Consider the following 21,095-nt stretch of genomic DNA (forward strand, 5'->3'; position numbering starts at 1 on the left):
AAATAACCCCTAACCATACCACCCCATTTACCCACCCCTATACCAAAACTCGGGAGGTGGGCTTGGGGAGCTAATGTGCTATCCCATACCAGGTCTTTATATCCTCTTATGAATTCACCGTCTTTTCGCCATTCCACTTGGTCACTCAACTTAATGAACGCTCTACGTGCAGCATCCAGATCTTCTCCATAATCTAGCTTACCACCCACATCGATCCAAATTTGTTTCTGCACGCTAAAACCGAATTTTCCGTTGCTGTATTTGACCCAAAGCCGATCAATCACTCGCAAGTCAGCACAGGGGAAATTTTTGAGTCCCTCAGTTGAGAATCCACCCATAAACCCTTGCATAACATTAAAAGTTTCTCTGTCAGCTTCTTGCCATTGCCCGGTTTGTAGATAGTATGCCAGCTTGAAATAGAAAGGCTGTTTACTGATGGCATAGTCGCGATCTGTCTCATCAAGGATTTCTAGGGGTTGATTGCTAACAGTTAAGAGTGCTTTCTTTGCCTCAGATCCAACAAACCCTTCCTGACAAAAATCCCACGCCAACAATAATTTTTTTAAATTTGGTTCTTGCAAAATGGCATTCACCAACTCACTCGCATCATTCTGCGCCGCATATAGCCGCATGGTTTCCGCCCACCAGTAGAGCTTTTTCGGGTCATGCAACGCCTCTAGAAAAATGTGTTCCTGCTTCGTTTCTTTGACTTCTACCGCAGCCAAATATTGCTGAAAACGCAGGTGGGCAAATACATAATCCCCCTCTCCTTCATTGGCAATTAGCGCATCCACCGCCTGCAACCGCTTCAAAAACTCCAACGGTTCGGGTGGATTGGGTAATTTCGCTAAATGTTCCCCAAACAACGTTTCAACTTCCTCTAGTTGGAACTGGCGGGTTTGTCGCCCCATCAACTCCAACGCCAAGGGCTGCAAAACCGAGAACTTCTCCCGAATGGTAAGCGGGCTTCGTATTCCCTTTGCTTCCTGGCGTTTACCTAACATCACCTCACAAATGCTCTGATAAAGTTCCACCCGTTTCAGGGGAATGCTTTGGTTTTGTTGGTGTACCCTGGCAATTAGCGTTAACAGCAGGGGGTTCGATGCCAAAACCTGTAACGCCTGGTGTTGATTAATTTGCTTGAGTAAATCCTGAGCATTGCGAGAAGCGGCTTCTTTTGTGGCTAAGTCATCCTCACCCATTCGCCGAGTCCGTTCTACCTCTTGATACCAGTTGTTCACAAACTGTTCAATTTGTTCTGAACTTAGGGGTTCGACTTCCAACACCTGTACCGCTTGTTTCAGTTGCGCCTCCTCGTAGCCCAGTTTTTCCGCTTCCTGTTCCGCCTCCGCCATGAAACTTTTACTGTAAGATCCCCACAGCAATGTCGCCCCGGTTAAGAACGCAGAGGCGATCGCCGCCCCAAATTTTTGACTGCTAGCGAGAAAAAAGGTTAATCCACTGGTGCCAACGAGGGGAGACCACTGGACGAGAGTTTGTTGCCATTTCGGAATCGATTTCGGCTTTGCCATTGTTCCAGACTCAACACCGATTTTATATACAAATTAGTTTAGCAGGTCTTATTTACCAAATTACGACTGGCGTAGAACTGTTAACTGTCAATACGGAATGCGGGTTGCTACATAAGGATTAAACCTGATGTTGATGGTTGAATTTATGAAATTAAAAAACTGGATAAATTATTGCGATCTCAACCAAATTTTACTCTCGGCTGTGGCGACGCTGAAAAATATGAATGAGTCAATTCAAAAGACAATAGAATACTTGAAGTTTTATGAGGAAATCACAAAGACAAATGTCAGGCGATCGCAAAAATGCTATAGTGCATTAAACAGCAACAATCGGAGAAATTGTACCAATGACAATTATTCATCCGAATGAACTCGGTATTACTTCACTTCCAGACCATACCCAATTGCCGGAGTCTGATGGTACATTTGTGAAAAATTTCCAAGAACATCCCCAGAGTATTCTATTAACTGATTCTATCCGATCTACTCTCGATCAACTTCATCCTGACGGACGATACGCTATTGGTCAAGACTGTGGCATTTATTGGCGACTAACAGAACCGCCAGAACGGGGAGCCGAAGCACCCGACTGGTTTTATGTTCCCAATGTCAAGCCGTTAGTTAATGGAGAAGTGCGACGTTCTTATGTATTGTGGCAAGAATATGTCGCCCCTTTAATTGTATTAGAATTCGTTTCGGGAAACGGTTCAGAAGAACGGGATAAAACCCCACCCGCTTCTTTAGTGAATGGGGATGGAAAAGCGGGTAAATTTTGGGTCTATGAACAAGCCATCCGAGTTCCTTTTTATGGCATTTACGAAGTTAAAAAAGCCTCGATAGAAATGTATCATTTAGTAGAAAACCATTATGAACAGTTAGAACCCAACGAACGCAATCATTATCCTATCCCTCAAATGGGTGTAGAATTAGGAATATGGCAAGGACGTTATGCTAACATGGAATTGCCCTGGTTGCGCTGGTGGGATAGTGAAGGGAATTTGTTATTAACCGGAGAAGAACGAGCCTCAGTTGAACGACAACGCGCTGAAACCGAACGACAACGCGCTGAAACCGAACGACAACGGGCAGACCGACTAGCTGAAAAATTGCGAGAAATGGGAATTAATCCCGATGAATTATAGCCGCAGAGAATCTTAAATGAGTAAAGGTTTGGGGGATAATTTAACCGATGGGAAACTTATTGCTAAAAACTCTAACAATTCTGCCCATTTTGGGCATATTTTCATCCGTAGCAACGGCGCAAATTATCCCAGACCAAACCTTACCCAATAATACTATTGTTACCCCAGAAGCTAATATTTTTAGAGTTGAGGGCGGAACTCAAGCCGGCGGAAATTTATTTCATAGTTTCCAAGACTTTTCTATCCAAACTGGAACTGCCATTTTTTTCAACAATGCCGTTAATATTCAAAATATTATCAGTCGAGTCACAGGCGGCAACTTCTCTTTAATAGACGGTTTAATTCAAGCTAACGGAACCGCTAATTTATTTTTACTCAATCCTAACGGGATAATCTTCGGCCCGAACGCACAACTGAATATCGGCGGTTCATTTATTAGCAGTACCGCCAATAATTTAATCTTTAATGATGGGACTGTATTTAGTGCAGTTGATTCCCAAAACCCCCCTTTACTGAGCGTAAATGTTCCGCTTGGTTTACAATTGGGAAGCAATCCCGGTCTGATTACAAACCGTTCCCAAGCGATTGGAATAGGTTTAGATTTCAATCCCGCCCCCACAGGTTTACAAGTTCAACCCGGACAAAACATTACTTTAGTTGCTGGAAATTTACACTTAGATGGCGGAAATCTAACCGCTTTTGGAGGTCAAATTGAACTGGGAACAGTTCGTAATGGCGTTTGGCAATTAGGAAGCGGTACCTCGCCCACAGCCGCCAATTTAGGACGCATTTTACTATCTAATAATAGCCAAGTCACAACAAGCGGTTTAAGTGGCGGCGCAATCAACCTACAAACTGGAAATATTACGATTACTGGAGGTTCAGGACTCGCCGCCAATACCTTGGGAAATTTTGACGGGAACGGAATTAATATTCAAGCCTCCGAAGTGAATCTTCAAAATAAAGCCTTCTTGTCCGCTTCCACATTTTTAGGCACAGGTGCAGCAGGCGGAATTACCATTAATGCAGACAAAGTAACAATAACCGGAACCGTTCCCTTTCAACTGGTTTCTCAACTGTTAGCCTTGGGCGACCCGGAACAAGCCGACTCTGTACAATTTGACCCCTTAAAACCCCCAGATGGGTTGTATAGCCTCAGTGGTGGCGCAGGTGATGCCGGAAATATTACGATTAATGCGAATCAGTTAATTGTCCGAAATGGTGCCGGAATTTTGACCACCGCTTTAGGGACAGGTGATGGCGGAAATATTACCCTCAACGTTCAGTCAGCCGAACTCAGTAACGGTTCTCTACTCGTTACAGGAACCACTAACGCAGGGAACGCAGGTCATTTAGAGATAAACGCCAACCAACTGCGAGTGATTACAGGAACTTCACTCAGTACCACGCCCAATAGTTCCACAGAAAAAGGTCAAGGCGGAAACGCCACGATTAACGCAGATTTTATCGAACTCAGTGGCACACCCGCAGGCGCTCAAGTACCCGCCGGAATTTTTACCGCAACACTGGGGTTAGGTGATGCAGGAGATTTAACGATTAATGCTCAGAAATTAATCGTCGCAGACGGCGCCCAAGTTTCGAGTTCAGCATCCGGCGCCGGAGAAGGGGGAAATCTGAGCGTCAATGCGACAGATATTGAATTAACTGGCATTTCTGCCGATGGTCGGTTTATCACAGGTTTATTAACCTCTTCGTCGCTGTTAACCGTACAAGGCTCCCAAGGAACGGCATCTGCTGGCGATTTAACCGTTAATACCCGTCGGTTAGTGGTGCGAGACGGTAGTCAAATTTCTGCGGCCACAGGAGGCGAAGGAGCCGCCGGAAATTTAACGATAAACGCTTCTGAGTCTATTGATGTGATTGGGATAACCACCAATGCTGACCCCAGTGTAGAAGCGGTTTCCTTTGGAGTCGTTGGCGATGGGATTATTCCCAGTGCGATTGAATCAAATACCAGTGGAGAAGGAACTGCGGGGAATTTAAACATCAACACCCATCGTTTAACCATACGGGATGGGGCGGAAGTCGGTGTGCGGGGAACTCGTCAAGGTTCGGCGGGAAACTTAAATATTACCGCTCAGGCGATTATTTTAGAGAATCAAGGGGCGATTAGTGGGGCGACGGTTTCAGGAAGCCAGGGAAACGTTACCTTGCAAACTCAGACGTTAGAATTGCGGGGAGAAAGTCGAATTACAACCAATTCCGGAACGGCTGACGGCGGAAACATTACGATTGAGACTCAGACGTTGGTGGCTATCGATAATAGCGATATTACGGCGAATGCTCAACAAGGACGAGGAGGCGGGGTGAGGATTAATGCTCAAGGAGTATTTGGGACTGAGTTTCGTCAAATCCCAACGCCGAAAAGTGATATTACCGCAACCAGTGAGTTAGGGGCAGAATTTAGCGGCATCGTTGAGATTAATCGCCCGGAAACTGATGGGAATTCAGCCTTAGCAGAGTTACCGACAACGATTATTGATCCTAGCACGTTGGTTGTCGCAGGTTGTGCCAGTTTTGCCGAAAGTGAGTTTATTATTACAGGGCGAGGCGGTTTACCTCCGAGTCCCAGTGATTCTCTCAGTAGTGATGGAGTAATTGTCAATTGGATTGATGCAGTCATTCGTCCCGATTTGAACCCCAAATCCTCTAGGGAAAATCGCCAACAACCCCCCGAAAATCCAACTCCTCAGCCTACTCCTCTTATTGAAGCACAAGGTTGGATTGTTCGTCCTAATGGCAGTGTTGAACTGGTGGCGGTTCCTCCTGATGTTACACCCCATCGTTCGGGGTTGCAACCTGTTCGATGTCAGGGTTTCTTGAAATCCCCTGTATCAAACCCGGAAGAGGGATAGAATTTGCAGCAATTGTTGTCTATGATAAAGCAGTTTGATTAATCTAGATGTTAACCTCATATTGCAGTGATGCGTCAGTCCTTACTGTTTTTTCTGTTGTTTTGCTTGATTGTGATTGTGTTGGGTTCAATCTTGAATATTACTGCTGAGGCAAAAATCATCACGATTCTCCAAACGAGTGATCTTCACGGCTATCTCATGCCTTGGGATTATTATACAAATAAACCTGCGGAGTTGGGATTAGCTAAAGTTGCCACTTTGATTGAACAGGAACGAGCCAAAAATCCCAATTTAGTTTTAATTGATGATGGGGATACGATTCAAGGATCACCCCTGGCTTATTATTATAATAAAATTGAGACTCAATCTCCTCATCCCATCGCAACAGCATTTAACACTCTCGGTTTTGATGCGGTTAGTCTAGGAAATCACGATTTTGATTTCGGAATGGAGACGTTATCCCGTTGGATTGAGCAATTAGAAGCGCCTGTTGTCTGTGCGAATCTTCGTCGGATTGATGGGATTTCTGTTTTTAAACCTTATCTTATCAAAGAAGTTGGAGGGGTGAAAATCGGAATTTTGGGGTTGACAACTCCTTCGGTTAAAAACTGGCTCCCTCCCGAAAATTTTGGCGGATTTTCGTTTATTGATCCGATTAAAACGGCGCAGGAGTATGTCCCGCAAATGCGACAACAAGGCGCAGATATTGTGATTGTTGCTCAACATACAGGTTGGACGAAAACCCCTAAAGATTATCGTTTAAATCCTGCGTCTTGGTTAACCTCGGTTGACACTTGGAAAAATACAGGCGCAACGGTTAATGAAAATGTCACCATAGAATTAGCTCAAAAAGTAGAAGGAATTGATATTATTCTAGCAGGTCATTCTCATTTGAATGTGCCGAAAGCCGTTATCAATAATGTATTAATTGCTGAACCTTCTTATTGGGGAAAGGCTCTCAGTAAATATACGATTAAACTGTCGCGTCAGGGTAAAAAATGGCAGATCATTGATCACGATGCTACAAATTTATCCGTTGAAAAGATTCAGCCTTTACCTCGTTTTGTTCGGCTTTTACAGCCTGAACATCAGAAAGTTGTAAGTTATCTCAATCAACCCATTGGAAAATCAGCTTCTGAGTTTGTTGGGGGGATGGCTGCTCGTTTTAAGGGGAGTGCTTTAGCTCATCTTATTAATACGGTGCAGATGGAAGCGGCTCGTTCTATGGGGTATCCGGTTGATATGTCTTTGACTTCTATTTTTACCAATCAGGGTAAAATTCCATCTGGAGAAATCACCCGACGGGATGCTTACAGTATTTATGTTTATGATAATCGTTTATTTATTCTAGAAATTAATGGAAATATTTTACGCCGAGCCTTAGAAAAAAATGCCGCTTATTTTAAGCAGATTAACGGCGATTTACCCGATGCTCCTCAAGCCATTATTTCTGAAAATATGCAAGATTACCACTGGGATATTTATCAGGGAATAGACTATACTATTGATATTACTAAACCTGTCGGTCAACGAGTCACGAGACTTCTGCTTCAGGGAAAAGAGATTCAACCCGAAAAAGTTCTGCGTGTGGCTATTAATAGCTACCGGGCGCTAGGTGGTGGAGAATTTTCAATGTTTACAGAAGGGAAAGTTCTGGATAAATCTAAACAAGAGGTTCGAGAGTTAATTGCTGAATACTTAAGCAAGAAAAAGACGATTCATCCTCAAGACTATGAAGATGATAATCTTAAGATAGAGCCGGATATATACAATTACTACTTGAGATAGATGAATCAAGAAAGTCTAAACAACTATCTTGGTTTGTTAGTTACCGAACTAAATCAATCATTTTTACAGAGGTTATACATCAGACGAATCCAGATTTAAAAGTTTACATATTGCCAAAATAATAAAATGTCTATACAATAGAAGTTAGGGGAAGAAGAGCCAGCTATTGGACTCTCGTCTCCCCCACTTTAAAAAGCTTAATCTTTAGGCTTTTTAAAAGTTTAGCTTGAATAGAAGATCAGCTTCAGGAGGAGTTTCGATGGAACTGAATGATTTTTTGTATCCGGGTTACAAATACAGAGGGAAAGCCACAATAGAAAATATCGCCTTTGATGCTAAACTGCAACAATTCGCTCAAAGGATTAATATTATTGCGGGCTTACATACAGGCGGTAAATTATCTTCTCAAGAATCTTACGATCGCATCAAATCTTCTTGGAAAGAGGTTGAAGTGGCTCGCCAAGAATTGGGAATTAATAAAAGTCGCTGAGATTTTCAACCCATCAAGCAGTCAGATTAAGCCACTCGAGAGCGGACAACCGCTCTTGTTGAGTGTTTAAGGGTGTTGTTGAGCGGAGCGTATCCTTGGCGTTGAGGGATGGCTTAGAGAAAGCCAAATTGACATACTCCCCATTTCTAAAGAAAGGGGATTCTCCAAGCCTCACGGCTTTGGATTACTGATTCATTGACAACCCTTACAGCAAGCTGGTTTCCTAACCTACTCCAGAGGGGTGAGTCTCCCCAGTCGTTCATCCCATTTCAGAGATAGTTTCGGTATGCCCTACCGTACTTGAGAAAAAATGCTTTATTCTCTGTACTTGGTGCTTTAAGGTTTTATCTTGCCAAAGCATTTCTTGCAAGAACCCCATACCTTAAGTTTTCAAGGTTCATTGCATCCATTAGATGCTGGGTTTTTAGACTGGTTGAATACCCTGCCAGTAGAGTTATTATAGCATTTTTCCTGGCCTTATATCCCCATACCTAAAAGGTAGGGGCGTGTGCGGCAATTTTTGGTAAAGAAACAGTTGACGGAGAACCCACTCACAGAGTAGGCTGATAGGTATTCCAGTTCAATCCGAAAACCGAACGCCAGGTTAAGTTTCAGGGTAGGCATTGTCACAGCTTAGGAAAAGATTCCACATTAACAATGATCACCGGATGCACCCAGAAAATGCGGTTGATTTTGTAAAGGGTGTTTATTTTAATGTAAAAATTTTGTAAAGATAGGCCATTACAGTAGTTTCCCGGAGAAAGGGTAGACTAGACTGGGGAAGGCAAACCTCAAAACCTCCGTGTTTTCAACGAGGATTGCGACACTGAGGAAGCGATCACTCGTCCCAAGTACACTAACTGGTTGAAGAAAGTAGACCCCATGCAAATCAAACCATCAACGCAATCTAGATGTCAATTTCAGTCATCGTTTTCAGGCTTTAGAGATGACAATTGTGTTTAACGTCGTGACAACAAGCAATATTGAGTTCAGAATTGATATAAGCTCTGTAGATTTGATGCCCTCTCTAACCAACTTGTTATGTCCTCAGTAAAAAAGCAGGCTGTTAAAGGCACAATCTGGACATTGGTGGGCTATGGTGGCGCTCAGGGACTCCGTTTAGTTAGTAACCTGATTCTCACTCGCATACTGGTTCCAGAATTGTTTGGTCTGATGGCACTGGTGCATACATTCATCATGGGTGTAGCCTTGTTTTCAGACATTGGGATTCGTCCTAGTATTATCCGCAGTCCTCGTTGGAACGATCCCGTTTTTCTCAACACCGCCTGGACACTACAAATCCTCAGATCCTGTTGGATTTGGATCGGATGTTTGATTCTTGCTTGGCCGGTATCTCAGTTCTACAACGATTCCCGGTTGCTTTGGTTGCTTCCTGTTGCCGCTTTAACCATCCTCATTAATGGATTTGCTTCGACCTCCTTAGCCACTCTCAGCCGCAAACTCGAGATTGGTAAAATCACAATCGTGGAGTTCGGAACTCAAATTATTTCCCTAGCGGTGACAATTATTTGGGCTTCTATAACCCCCACAGTTTGGGCTTTGGTCGGAGGAAATATTGTTTCTAGTATCATCAAAACAGTCTGGAGTCATCGTTTAGAGCCAGAAAGTTCAAATTGGTTTGCTTGGGAGAAAGAGACACTCAAAGAAATTCTATCTTTCGGGAGATGGGTTTTTGTCTCAACGATGATGACCTTTTTAGCTTCCCAAGCTGACCGATTAATTTTAGGAAGGCTATTTACACTTCAGTTATTGGGGGTTTATACGGTTGCTTTTACTTTTGCCGATTTGCCGAGACAAATCGTTCACCGTATTAGCCAGCAGATCATGTTTCCGGTTATTTCCAAATATGCTGATTTAGATCGACCGAGTTTACGAGCTAAAATTTTACAAAAGCGTAAGCTTCTGTTAATGGGGTTAGCCGTTATGGTTACAGTTCTTGCAAGTTTCGGAGATATTATCATTGAAATTCTCTACGATGAACGATATCAAGAAGCGGGCTGGATGCTGCCGATTCTAGCCGTTGGACTGTGGCCTTTACTATTGTCTGCAACCATCGATCGCGCACTCTATGCGATTGGAAATCCTAAATCTGTAGCCTTCGGTCATTCTCTCAAATTTTTGTACATGATCACAGTCCTTCCGGCTGGATATAAGCTATTTGGGATGGTGGGTGCAATCACAGTCATTGCCTTTAATGACTTACCCAGCTATTGTGCTGTGAATTATGGGTTATGGCAAGAGAAATTGAGTTGTTTTCGACAAGATCTGCTAGCGACTCTACTGATGTTAGGGTTGCTGTTTGTCGTTTGTTTAGGTCGGTATTCTTTGGGTTTTGGGTTGCCTATTGATGGCGTGTTGTGACCCCCATGATCATTTTTGTCTGGTCGATTTTATTGGAGTTGGATCGTTCTTGAAGCCAAAACTAAAATATCAGCCCAAACTAAAATAAAGTCATCTAAAGTCCAATTATATTCAGTAGCGAATGACTCCTCAAGCTCAACTTGTACTCCTGATCTGGTTGCCGATAGTCCTGGCTTTGTTTAAGTTTCTGCCAGCTCGCAAAGCCGTCGTCTTTAGCTTTATCATTTCCTGGTTATTTTTACCTCAAAGAGTTGCATTTATCTTCCCCGGTATTCCTGACTATAACAGGACATCTGCAACTTGCTACAGTATCTTACTTGCTACTTTTATTTTCGATTCAAAACGCTTGAATTCCTTCAAATTTGGCTGGCTCGATATCCCCATGTTGGTTTGGTGCGTAGTTGCCTTCATTTCATCAATGACCAATGGTTTAGGACCCTACGATGGGATATCCCAACTTTTGGATCGAGTCATGCAGTATGGAATCCCCTATTTTCTCGGCCGCATCTATCTTAATGACCTATTAGGTCTTCGCCAACTGGCGATGGGAATTTTTGTGAGTGGGTTGATTTATGCCCCTCTATGTCTGATTGAGAGCGTGATCAGTCCTCAGTTGCACCGTTTGGTTTACGGTTATCATGGGATTCACGAATTTGGTCAATCCGTTCGTCTGGGAGGCTACCGACCCAATGTTTTCATGATACACGGTTTAAGTGTTGGGGTGTGGATGATGGCTGCTTTGCTCGTCGCGATTTGGCTGTGGCAATCAAAAATCCTCAAAAGCTTTTGGAATGTTCCCATGAACTTGGTCGTCGCTGGACTGTTTGTGACTCATCTTTTGGTCCGCTCGACCGGAGCCTATCTCTATACCTTCTATGGCATTATTATTCTACTGACTGCGAAGTTTTTGAGAATTTCACTTCCTTTAATGATATTAATATCGGCTTTATCATTTTACCTTTATCTAGGAGCAACGGGCAACTTTACTGGAGAGAAAGCGGATCAAATTATTTCTGTAGCGACAGATATTGCAGGTGAAGAACGCGCTCAGTCTCTAGAATTTAGATTTGACAATGAAGAATTACTGGTGGAAAAAGGTCTAGAACGAATAGTTTTTGGATGGGGTGGCTGGGGAAGAAATCGTGTCTTTGAATATGGCCGACTCGGAGATCTAGAAGATATTTCAGTAACAGATAGTTTATGGATTATTGCCTATGGCGTTAATGGAGTCGTCGGTTTGAGTGGTGTTTTTGGCTCTATATTTCTACCCGCTTTGGCTTTTGTATTCCGTTACCCGGCTAGCACTTGGTTAACGCCGAAGGTGGGTCCTGCTGCTGTGATTGTCGTTATTACTGTTTTATATGCACTCGATTGCTGCTTAAATAATCAGTTTAATCCGGTTTTTACTTTAGCCAGTGGAGGTATAGCCGGGTTGTGTTTGAAAGAACCCGAACCAACCCGACCCTTAAAATCCGTGAAACGCACCCCAAAACTTCCTGCGGTTCGCTCTGGGAGTTTAAACTTAAGATAATGGTTCAAGTCATTGAGTCAAAAAGATATCAACATCAAAAAGCTTTCTTATTTTTAGTATGAAAACCTCACCGTTCAAACTCAAAAATTCTTTAATATTTTTTAGTGTTGGAATTGTTTTGTTTTCGACTTTACTGCCCAAACTTTATGATCAGGCAAACGCCTGGTTATTTTCCCCTGTTCCTCAAATGACTTTGAGTCAAAACTCAAACTCAAATCCCTCAAATGATCGTTCTTCTCTCGGAATCAATTTAAGTGGAATTGCAGCATGGTCATCACAACTGCCGTTTTTAGATTACTTTAAATCTTCTCAAGCCTGGATTACTCAGTGTACTAAAACTGATCCCGGTTGTCAAGGAGAATGGGATACTAAAGAAGAAGATATTTTAGACTTGGATGAAAACGGCTGGGTCAAGTCCTTACCCGCTCCAGAAGACTCTCCTAAATATACTCGTGTCAGTTCATTATTATTGCGAGGAATACCCAAACATTTTGCTAAGGGTCAATATATTGTTTTCTATGAAGGAGAGGGAACAATAGAATATAGTTTGTCAGCGAAAAAAGATCAACAAGCTTCAGCACCCGGTCGAGATGTCATCGATGTAGACTCCTCTCAATCGGGTGGAGTTTTAATCACAATTACCGCAACCGATCCCAACAAAACGGGGAAGTATATCCGAAATATTAGAGTGATTTATGCTGAAGATGAAAGTTTATATCGCAGTGGAGAACTTTTTAATTCAGCCTTTATAGAAAAAATTAATAAATTTCGATCCTTGCGTTTTATGGATTGGATGGGAACGAATCATTCCCAACAACAAGACTGGCAAGATCGACCCACACCTGAGATTGCTTCTTACAATATGAAAGGTGTTGCTCTGGAAACTATGGTCAGTTTATCGAATAAAATTAAAGCTGATCCTTGGTTTAATATGCCTCATCGGGCGACCGACGAATATATGAGGAACTTTGCTCAATCTGTTAAGCAGAGTCTCGACCCCAATCTCAATGTTTATGTCGAGTTTTCTAATGAGGTTTGGAACTGGCAATTTAAACAAACCCATTATGCTTTAGAAGAAGGTCAAAAGCGTTGGGGAAAAGACAAGAAAGATGCTTTTCGACAATGGTATGGAATGCGAACCGCTCAGATGTGTGATATTTGGAAAGATGTTTTTGCGGATCAAAAAGATCGGGTGACTTGTGTGATCGCGACTCAAGTCGGCTGGAAAGGATCAGAAAAGGGGATTTTAGAATGTCCTTATTGGGTTGCTGAAGGGAATAAAGCTTGTTATCAACATGGGATCGGAGCTTATGCGATCGCGGGATACTTTGGCGCTTCTTTGGGTCATCCTGATAATGTTAACAAAGTTGAGTCTTGGCTGAAAGATAATGACGGAGGCTTTCAAAAAGCAATTCAACAGTTGAAAACCGGAAATTTATTGGAGGCTGGAAGAGAGGATAGTTTACCTCAAGTCAAAGAACTGTTTTCCTATCATGCTCAGGTGGCTCAAGAAAAAGGGCTGAAGTTAATGGCTTATGAAGGTGGACAGCATATTGTTGGCCGCAAAGATGCAGTCAATAATGAACAGTTGACGAACTTTTTTATCGAACTCAATCGCCATCCCCAGATGTATGAACTCTACACCCAGTTGTTCAAAGACTGGAAAGAAGTCGGGGGAACAATGTTTATGCACTTTGTTGACGTGGCAAAACCTACGAAATGGGGAAGTTGGGGGGCATTAGAATATGTAGACCAATCCGAGTCCCCAAAATATAATGCTTTAATGGACTTTATGGCTCAAAACTCTTGTTGGTGGGAGGGATGCTAAGTTGGGGAAAATTTAATAAAATTAAAGAAACAATGATAAACTGAACTTAGGGTGTTTAGGATTGAATAAATCGTGTTTAATTACACTATTTTTTGAGTGGTTGGTCTCCTTAAAACTTCCCATTCCAGAGGCAATAGATTAATGCAGGACAATTCTCATTGGATTTCTGAACCGACCTTTCTTGTGGGCGCTGAACGCTCAGGTACAACTGTTTTAAGATTGATGTTAGGGCATCATCCCAAAATAGCTTGGTGTAGTGAGTTTGAATATGCCACAGATTTAATCTCTGATCAGGGGCAATTCCCAGATTTAAATCGGTATTATGAGTGGTTAGAGACTCATCGAATCTTTCGAGCCACAGGTTTTGAAATTGACCGTAGCCTGAGTTATCCTGAACTGATTAATAGTTTTCTCGTTCAGAAGCAGGATATAGAGGCTAAAAAAATAGTAGGTGCTACAGTTCACCGTCACTTTGATCGAGTGTTGAAGATGTGGCCTGATGCTCGTTTCATTCACATTATTCGAGATCCGAGAGATGTCGCTCGTTCCTGTCTGGGTATGGGTTGGGCTGGTAATGTTTGGTTTGGCGTAGAACGTTGGCGTGAAGCTGAACAGTTATGGAATCACATCAAACAAATGGTTCCTGAAAGTAGACGATGTGAATTAACCTATGAAGAATTAATTGCAGAGCCTATTTTAACTTTGACAAGGGTTTGTGAATTTCTCGGGGTTCCTTATGATCAGGAAATGTTCGATTATACTAAGAATAGTAAATACGAGTTTCCCGACCCGAAATACATTGCCCAATGGAAACGCAAAATGTCTGAACGGGATGTGCAGTTAGTTGAGAAAAAAATCGGCAATTTATTAGTCGAACGGGGCTATGAACCGAGTGGATTTCCGACCATTGAAGTCAGTCCAATCCAGGAGAAAAGACTGAAAATACAAAATTGGTGGGGAAGACTACAAGGCCGAGTGGAACGCTTGGGATGGCCTCTGGTTATCGAATACTTCGTCGCCCGAAAGTTTGGCGACAAGCAGTGGCAAAAGAAAGTTCAACTCCAAGTCAATGAGGTTTATCAAAGCCGACTCAAGTAGGGAATACCATTCTCGAGAGCCCAACGGTTCTGTGATTTTCCTTATACATTTGACTGAAATGGTGAGGAATGAGTCTAGAGAACCCTAGCCCGACCTAAAAGTTCAGACCCTTTTATGAAACGCTGAAGAACCGTAAATGTTGTAATTCATAAAGCTAATGCACCTGGCAATTATTATTCTCAATTACCGTACACCGAAGCTGGTCATTGATTGTTTAGCTTCTCTAGAATCGGAAGTTAAAATTGATCGAGACACCGTAATTGTCGTTGATAATGCTTCTGGTGATCAGTCCGTAGAAATCATTGAAGCTGCGATCGCCGAAAACAACTGGAGTGACTGGGCGGCAGTGTTGCCCTCTCCGAACAATGGAGGTTTTTCAGCAGGAAACAACTTGGGAATGAAGTCCGTAAAAGCTGATGCTTATCTGCTTCTAAATAGTGATACAATTGTCAGGAAGGGTGCAATTGATTCACTGTTAAAGGCAATGCAAGCTGATCCAGAAGCAGGGTTAATTAGTCCTCGTCTGGAATGGCCTGATGCCAAACCTCAAATCAGTTGTTTTCGTTATCATTCTCCTTGGAGTGAACTCATTGCATCGGCTGGAACTGCACCCGTCACCAAATTTTTGCAAAAATATGATGTCCCGATTCCTGTCTCTAACGTTCCCTTTGAACCTCAGTGGACAAGTTTTGCTTGTGTATTAATTCGACAGGAAGTCATAGAGCAAGTGGGTTTAATGGATGAAGGATATTTCATGTATTACGATGACGTAGACTATTGTCGTCGAGCCAGAAATGCAGGCTGGAAAATTCTTCACTGGCCCGAAGCTAGAGTTGTTCATCTGCGAGGCGGAAGTGGTTCTGTCAAAACCGATCTAGCCGCTCGCAAACGACCGAGACCTTACTTGTATGCGTCACGATCGCGATATTTTGCTAAGTTCTACGGAGTTCTGGGTTTGGGTCTGGCTAACTTTTGCTGGTTAGTCGGTCGGAGTATTTCCCTGGTTCGCGAATTAGTGAAACAGAAACTCCCTCATACCTGCGAGTACCAAGCTCAAGATATTTGGATGAATTGGCAAAATCCAATGAAACCCCCACTCCTACCAGAAAAACAACAATGAGTAAATATCCAGACTTGATCATTATTGGTGCGATGAAATGTGCGACTAGCACCTTGCATAAGCAACTGGCTTTGCAACCGGGTATCTTTATGAGTGAGCCAAAAGAACCCTATTTTTTCAGTAATGATGAAGTATATGCCAAGGGAATCGAATGGTATCTTTCTCTGTTTAAAAATGCCTCGGAAAATGACCTTTGCGGCGAGTCCAGTACCCACTATACCAAGTTACCGACCTATCCTCAAACCATTAAACGTCTATACCAGCATTGTCCGAATGCCAAGTTTATTTATGTGATGCGTCATCCGATTGATCGGTTGATTTCGCACTACATCCATGAATGGACAATGCGAGTGATTTCGGTGGATATTAACTCAGCCGTTGATCAACATCAAGAACTGATTGATTATAGCCGCTATACAATGCAACTAGAGCCATACTTTGACACCTTTGGCTCAGATCGCGTCCTTCCCATTTTCTTTGAAAGGATGTTGAAATATCCTCAAGAAGAACTCGTTCGAGTCTGTGAGTTTATCGGTTATTCTGGTCAACCGCAATGGGATTTTGAACTCGATGCAAAGAATGTTTCAACGCAACGATTACGTGAAAGTGCTTTGCGTGACTTTTTAACAGAAACACCCGGCTTACGAGAACTGCGACGGTGGTTTGTTCCTAAAGGCGTTCGGGATTGGGCGAAAGAGTTCTGGACGATGAAGCAAAAACCCAAGTTAGCACCCGAACAAATCGAGAAACTGGAGGCTATCTTTGATCAAGACTTAGCAATCCTCGGATCTTGGTTAGGATTAGAATTGAATTGCAAAAACTTTAAAACAGTTGTCCGAGAAACCGAAAGAAATTGGGAATCAGTCCCCAATAAATCCCTGTCAAAATCCGTTTAACTACCGAGATATTTTTCAGGTTTCAAACGGCTCCGTCATCATTCAAAAACGAGGAAAATAAAATGATTAAAGATTTGATCAAAAATGTAGCTTATCCAATGCTTAAATCTCGCCCAGATTTTTTGGTCATTGGAGCGCAAAAAGCCGGAACGACCTCACTGTATAACTATTTGATCCAGCATCCTAAAGTGGTTGGAAATGAATCTTGGAAAGAGATTCGCTATTTTGACTTACATGAAAATTACAATAAAGGGTTAGGTTGGTATCTGGGTAATTTTCCCTCGAAACGAGAAAAGGGAGACAGACTAACCTTTGATGCTTCACCAAGCTACCTCTATTTTGATTACATTCCCGGATTAATTAAGAAGGACTTAGGCAATATGAAAATGATTGCCATCCTCAGAAATCCTGTAGATCGAGCCTATTCTGCATGGCAAATGTATCATAGCTTTGCGGATAATCCTCACGATCATCTCCGCAACATTGCCGATGAAAGAACGTTTAAACAAGCAATAGACGACGAGTTAAATAGTCTCTCAGCGAAATATCCCTTCGATTATATTAATCGAGGAAAGTATGCTTACCAACTCAAGAACTACTACAAGCAGTTTGACAAAGAGAACTTGCTGGTCTTAAACTTCAATCAGTTTAAAGAAGACGTAGAAACTTTACTGAATAGTACCTGCGACTTTCTGAGTATAGAACGTTTCTCGCCTGAAAAACTGCAAGAATTCAAGCAGACAAAATACAACGCTGGCAAGTATAAAGTCGAGAAAAGTGAGTCTGATCTTCAGGTAATTCAGCAGTTGAAAGAGTATTTTGTTCCGTACAATGAGGAACTTTATACTTTGTTAGGACAGCGCTACACCTGGTCATAAAATCCAGTGGCATAAGGCTTAATTTCAAAGCTTGTTATACAGTTGAGAAGATATTATCATGGTCAAACAACTTGTTAAGGAGGTGATCTATTCTACTTACCCGATCTGGAAGTCAAAACCTGATTTTCTGATTATCGGGGCTCAAAGATCGGGAGTAACTTCACTGTATCGTTACCTGGCTCAACATCCTCAAGCTTTGATTACATGGACATGGAGAGAAACCTACTATTTCGATGTCCATGAAAACTATAACAAAGGTATTGGTTGGTATCTCAAACATTTTCCTTCTAAACTTCGCAAGGGAAATAAATTAACCTTTGAAGCCGCACCAAGCTATCTCTATCATCAATATATTCCTCAACGAATTCAACAGGATTTAGGAAATATTAAGATGATTGCCATCCTCAGAAATCCAGCAGATCGAGCTTATTCAGCATGGCAAATGTTTCAGAACTATTCTAACAATCCTGATCCGTATTTAAGAGGAATTGCTGATGATAGAACCTTTGCTGAGGCGATCGCACAGGAGTTAGAGCTGTTAAAATCAGATTCGACTCCGCCTAAATATCCTTATGACTATATTGATAAAGGGAAGTATGCCAATCATCTAAAAAACTATTATCAATATTGTGATCCCCAGAATATTTGGGTTGTCAACTTTGAACAATTTCGTGATCATTTAACTGTGGTTTTAGATAAAGTTTGTGATTTTTTAGAGATTGAACCCTTTTCTTCAGAGCAAATTAAACAGTTCCAAAATCAAAAATATGCAACGGCTAACTATGTTAAAAATATAGGTGATGAGGATGTACTAGAAAAACTAAAAACTTATTTTATTCCCGAAAACAAAAAACTGTATGAGCTTTTAAATGTTCGTTTTGATTGGTAATCATCACCAATCATTTGGTTGGTATATTGTTCAAGATCAAAGTTACTCAAATCTGAATTTTATCGGAGAGGAAATTTATGATGCGTCAAGTTAACATTGGTTACTATTCTGCGAAAAACTATTTAGATAAAAATACATTTTCGGGAACACTTTATCATATGCACAGAGCCTTGAGTCATCAGAATATAAATCTGATTAACTTAGGGAATCCCAGTAAACCTTCGATGTGGAAAAAGCCTTTAAAACTGGTTAAGAAAGCGAGTTCTTTGTTGAACAAAAAAGATCCCGATCCGAATTTACTCTATGAGCAATTTTATCAGTCTGTTCAAAAAACTCTCAGCAAAACGCCCTGTGATTTAATTTTTGCTCCTGTTTCTTCCAAAGAATTAGGCTTTTTAGAGACAGATTTACCGATCATCTATCTATCAGATGCTACCCCTAAACTGATTAAACAAACGTATAAAATCTACTCGAGTGAAGAAGAATTCTTACAAGCTTCTCAACAAGAAGTCGTCGCTTTTAAAAAAGCCACTAAAGTTATTTACTCTTCAGAATGGGCTGCTCATTCTGCGATCAATGATTATGAAGTCGATCCGAACAAAATTGAAATTGTACCTTTCGGAGCCAATGTAGACACAATTCCCGAGGCGAGTGAAATTCTGAAAAAATGTCAAGTCTCAAAATGTCATCTATTATTTATCGGTAAAGACTGGGAAAGAAAGGGAGGAAACATTGCTTATCAAACTCTCCTTTCTCTACTGGATCTGGGAGTAGATGCAGAACTTCTGATGATCGGCTGTGTTCCGCCCTCAGAATTTCAACATGAAAAACTTAAAGTCATTCCTTTTTTAAATAAAAATATTCCCGAAGAACAAGAACAGTTCAGTCAATTATTGCTGAATTCTCACTTTCTCGTTTTTCCAACTCGTGCAGATTGTTCACCGATTGTAATTTGTGAAGCCAATGCTTATGGTATTCCCGTAATAACAACAGATGCAGGTGGAATTCCAACAATTCTTAAAGAAGGTAAAAACGGTTATATGCTACCTTTATCAGCAGGAGGTGACGAATATGCTAAATTAATCGCTACTCACTTTTCAAATAAACAGACATATGAACAGCTTGTGCGATCTTCTCGAGAAGAATATGATGATCGCCTAAACTGGAATAAATGGGCTGAATCTACATACAAAATTATGATTAATATGCTTCAGTAAACTCGGTGACAACCCCTCTGAAACCCGAAGAAGTAAAGCGTTAAGGCTTCTGAACCTCGAAAAAAATAGAAACTCCTTGACAACTTTATAAAAATAACCATAGGGAGCAATTGCTCCCTATCTCATTCTCTGTTGTCAACTTTGGGATTAAGTGGCTTTAAACTGCTTTATAAAACTGATATAACGCGGTACAAACCGTGTTAATGTTTACTTCCTGTCTTGCAAAGTTCCTTCTCGAGCGGTTTCCGCCGAGATCGGACTTTGCGCTGCATCACCCCGGACTGTCAGCTTCCCCCGGTCAGACAGGCATTTCACCAAGAAGCCCTCGGCATAATGTAATAAATTCAGACTCGCATTATAGTCACGATCTTTGACTTCACCGCAAGCCTGACAGTTGAAAACTCGTTCTTTCAGAGCTATTTCTTGAACGTGACCGCAATTTGAACAGGTCTTAGTTGACGGATAGAATCTATCAGCAAACACTACTCTTGAACCGTACCACTCGGACTTATACTCGACTTGGCGGCGAATTTCATAGAGAGCAGAATCAGCAATAGCACCCGCGCGCCTTATGATTTTTTAACATCCCAGAAACATTCAAATCCTCTAACCCGATGACTGCGTGGTTTTTGCATAGCCATGAGGTTAGTTTGTGAATTGTATCTTTCCGAATGTTGACAATTCTTTGATAAGCTTTTACTAATTTCAGCTTGGCTTTATTCCTGTTGTTAGAACCCTTCTGTTTTCTAGAAAGCTCACGCTGAAGTTTTGCCAGATTTTTTTGAGCTTTTTTGTGGGCTGCTGGATTGGCAAAAACAGTACCATCTGAACAGGTCGCCAATGCCTTAACTCCAACATCAACACCCAGATAAACTCTTGATTTTACAGTCTGTTCTGGCTCAAATTCGTAGGCTACAGACAGATACCAAGAATCAGCGACTCGACTAATTGTGACTCGTTTAGTCTGAATTTCGGGAAGGGGTTCGTAGGTGTTAACCCATCCAATGAAAGGAAGTTTTAACCTCCTTCGGTGAAAACTTCATTACCTTACCGCAATTATCTAAAGTAAAGCTATCATTTCTGCCTTTTTTCTTGAACTTAGGATGTTGGGCAGTGCCTTGAAAAAAGCGACTAAAAGCTTCTCCCAAGTGCATGAAAGCAAATTGATAAACTCTAGAACTTAGGGTTGACTGCCAGGAATATTGAGGTTTGACGTGATTGGTGTAGAACTTTTTTAGCTTATTCGCAGAAGGTTTTAAACCCTGTTTGTAAGCTTCATTCCACATCGCTAATGCCCAATTCCAGACCCATCTAGAATATCCCGCGTGTTTAGCCATTAAGGTTTTTTGACGGTTATTAAGTTTGAGTTGGGTCTTGAAGGCTCGTTGCATAGATGTATTCTGTTATCTTACAGATAGTACCGTGTTG

General features: G+C 41.7%; 18 protein-coding genes. 14 read left to right on the forward strand and 4 right to left on the reverse strand.

Features of this window, described 5'->3' with window-relative positions:
- Positions 1 to 1,532 (reverse strand): GUN4 domain-containing protein (locus tag WN50_RS17120; RefSeq protein ID WP_049559961.1); only part of this gene is annotated, 1,532 nt, incomplete at its 3' end.
- A gap of 127 nt (positions 1,533 to 1,659) precedes the next feature.
- On the opposite strand from WN50_RS17120, the gene WN50_RS34125 reads away from it, so the two are divergent.
- The 14 genes from WN50_RS34125 (at position 1,660) to WN50_RS17185 (ending at position 19,667) form a co-directional block, all read left to right on the forward strand.
- Positions 1,660 to 1,902 (forward strand): hypothetical protein, encoded by a 243-nt coding sequence (locus WN50_RS34125; RefSeq protein WP_152964845.1) that lies wholly within the window; start codon positions 1,660 to 1,662, stop codon positions 1,900 to 1,902.
- Positions 1,880 to 2,674 carry a Uma2 family endonuclease gene (locus WN50_RS17125; RefSeq protein ID WP_046280460.1) on the forward strand — a complete coding sequence of 265 codons (795 nt, stop codon included), beginning with the start codon at positions 1,880 to 1,882 and terminating at the stop codon, positions 2,672 to 2,674. Before WN50_RS34125 ends, WN50_RS17125 begins: the two co-directional genes overlap by 23 nt.
- Before the next feature lie 47 nt (positions 2,675 to 2,721).
- A complete protein-coding gene (locus WN50_RS17130; protein WP_046280459.1) occupies positions 2,722 to 5,550 on the forward strand; it encodes a two-partner secretion domain-containing protein in 2,829 nt (942 codons plus the stop codon).
- Positions 5,551 to 5,619: 69 nt separating this feature from the next.
- Complete coding sequence (locus tag WN50_RS17135) at positions 5,620 to 7,338, forward strand: bifunctional metallophosphatase/5'-nucleotidase (protein ID WP_049559964.1); 1,719 nt, start codon at positions 5,620 to 5,622, stop codon at positions 7,336 to 7,338.
- 259 nt (positions 7,339 to 7,597) lie between these two features.
- Positions 7,598 to 7,828 (forward strand): DUF7219 family protein, encoded by a 231-nt coding sequence (locus WN50_RS17140; RefSeq protein ID WP_049559966.1) that lies wholly within the window; start codon positions 7,598 to 7,600, stop codon positions 7,826 to 7,828.
- Between the two features lie 1,041 nt (positions 7,829 to 8,869).
- Complete coding sequence (locus WN50_RS17145) at positions 8,870 to 10,210, forward strand: oligosaccharide flippase family protein (RefSeq protein ID WP_046282273.1); 1,341 nt, start codon at positions 8,870 to 8,872, stop codon at positions 10,208 to 10,210.
- A gap of 121 nt (positions 10,211 to 10,331) precedes the next feature.
- Positions 10,332 to 11,741 (forward strand): hypothetical protein, encoded by a 1,410-nt coding sequence (locus WN50_RS17150; protein ID WP_046282274.1) that lies wholly within the window; start codon positions 10,332 to 10,334, stop codon positions 11,739 to 11,741.
- A gap of 58 nt (positions 11,742 to 11,799) precedes the next feature.
- On the forward strand, positions 11,800 to 13,569 hold the full coding sequence (locus tag WN50_RS17155; RefSeq protein ID WP_046282275.1) for a hypothetical protein: 1,770 nt from the start codon (positions 11,800 to 11,802) through the stop codon (positions 13,567 to 13,569).
- A 141-nt stretch (positions 13,570 to 13,710) separates the two neighbouring features.
- Positions 13,711 to 14,667 (forward strand): sulfotransferase family protein, encoded by a 957-nt coding sequence (locus tag WN50_RS17160; protein WP_046282276.1) that lies wholly within the window; start codon positions 13,711 to 13,713, stop codon positions 14,665 to 14,667.
- A gap of 157 nt (positions 14,668 to 14,824) precedes the next feature.
- Positions 14,825 to 15,787, forward strand: a complete 963-nt coding sequence (locus WN50_RS17165) for a glycosyltransferase family 2 protein (protein WP_046282277.1) — start codon at positions 14,825 to 14,827, stop codon at positions 15,785 to 15,787.
- Complete coding sequence (locus WN50_RS17170) at positions 15,784 to 16,683, forward strand: sulfotransferase family protein (protein ID WP_046282278.1); 900 nt, start codon at positions 15,784 to 15,786, stop codon at positions 16,681 to 16,683. Before WN50_RS17165 ends, WN50_RS17170 begins: the two co-directional genes overlap by 4 nt.
- Before the next feature lie 62 nt (positions 16,684 to 16,745).
- The gene (locus WN50_RS17175) at positions 16,746 to 17,561 is read left to right on the forward strand and encodes a sulfotransferase domain-containing protein (protein ID WP_046282279.1); all 816 of its coding nucleotides are present in this window, start codon (positions 16,746 to 16,748) and stop codon (positions 17,559 to 17,561) included.
- A gap of 58 nt (positions 17,562 to 17,619) precedes the next feature.
- On the forward strand, positions 17,620 to 18,450 hold the full coding sequence (locus WN50_RS17180) for a sulfotransferase domain-containing protein (RefSeq protein WP_046282280.1): 831 nt from the start codon (positions 17,620 to 17,622) through the stop codon (positions 18,448 to 18,450).
- 77 nt (positions 18,451 to 18,527) lie between these two features.
- Positions 18,528 to 19,667, forward strand: coding sequence for a glycosyltransferase family 4 protein (locus WN50_RS17185; RefSeq protein WP_082172477.1), 1,140 nt, complete (start codon positions 18,528 to 18,530; stop codon positions 19,665 to 19,667).
- 207 nt (positions 19,668 to 19,874) lie between these two features.
- On the opposite strand, the gene WN50_RS36330 is transcribed toward WN50_RS17185, so the two are convergent.
- The 3 genes from WN50_RS36330 to WN50_RS36340 all read right to left on the reverse strand — a co-directional run bounded on the left by WN50_RS36330 (position 19,875) and on the right by WN50_RS36340 (position 21,058).
- Positions 19,875 to 20,150, reverse strand: a complete 276-nt coding sequence (locus WN50_RS36330; RefSeq protein ID WP_235440998.1) for a zinc ribbon domain-containing protein — start codon at positions 20,148 to 20,150, stop codon at positions 19,875 to 19,877.
- A gap of 64 nt (positions 20,151 to 20,214) precedes the next feature.
- A complete protein-coding gene (locus WN50_RS36335) occupies positions 20,215 to 20,673 on the reverse strand; it encodes an RNA-guided endonuclease InsQ/TnpB family protein (protein WP_342586763.1) in 459 nt (152 codons plus the stop codon).
- Positions 20,660 to 21,058, reverse strand: a complete 399-nt coding sequence (locus WN50_RS36340) for a helix-turn-helix domain-containing protein (RefSeq protein ID WP_235440999.1) — start codon at positions 21,056 to 21,058, stop codon at positions 20,660 to 20,662. Before WN50_RS36340 ends, WN50_RS36335 begins: the two co-directional genes overlap by 14 nt.
- Positions 21,059 to 21,095 lie beyond the last annotated feature (37 nt).

Source organism: Limnoraphis robusta CS-951 (assembly GCF_000972705.2).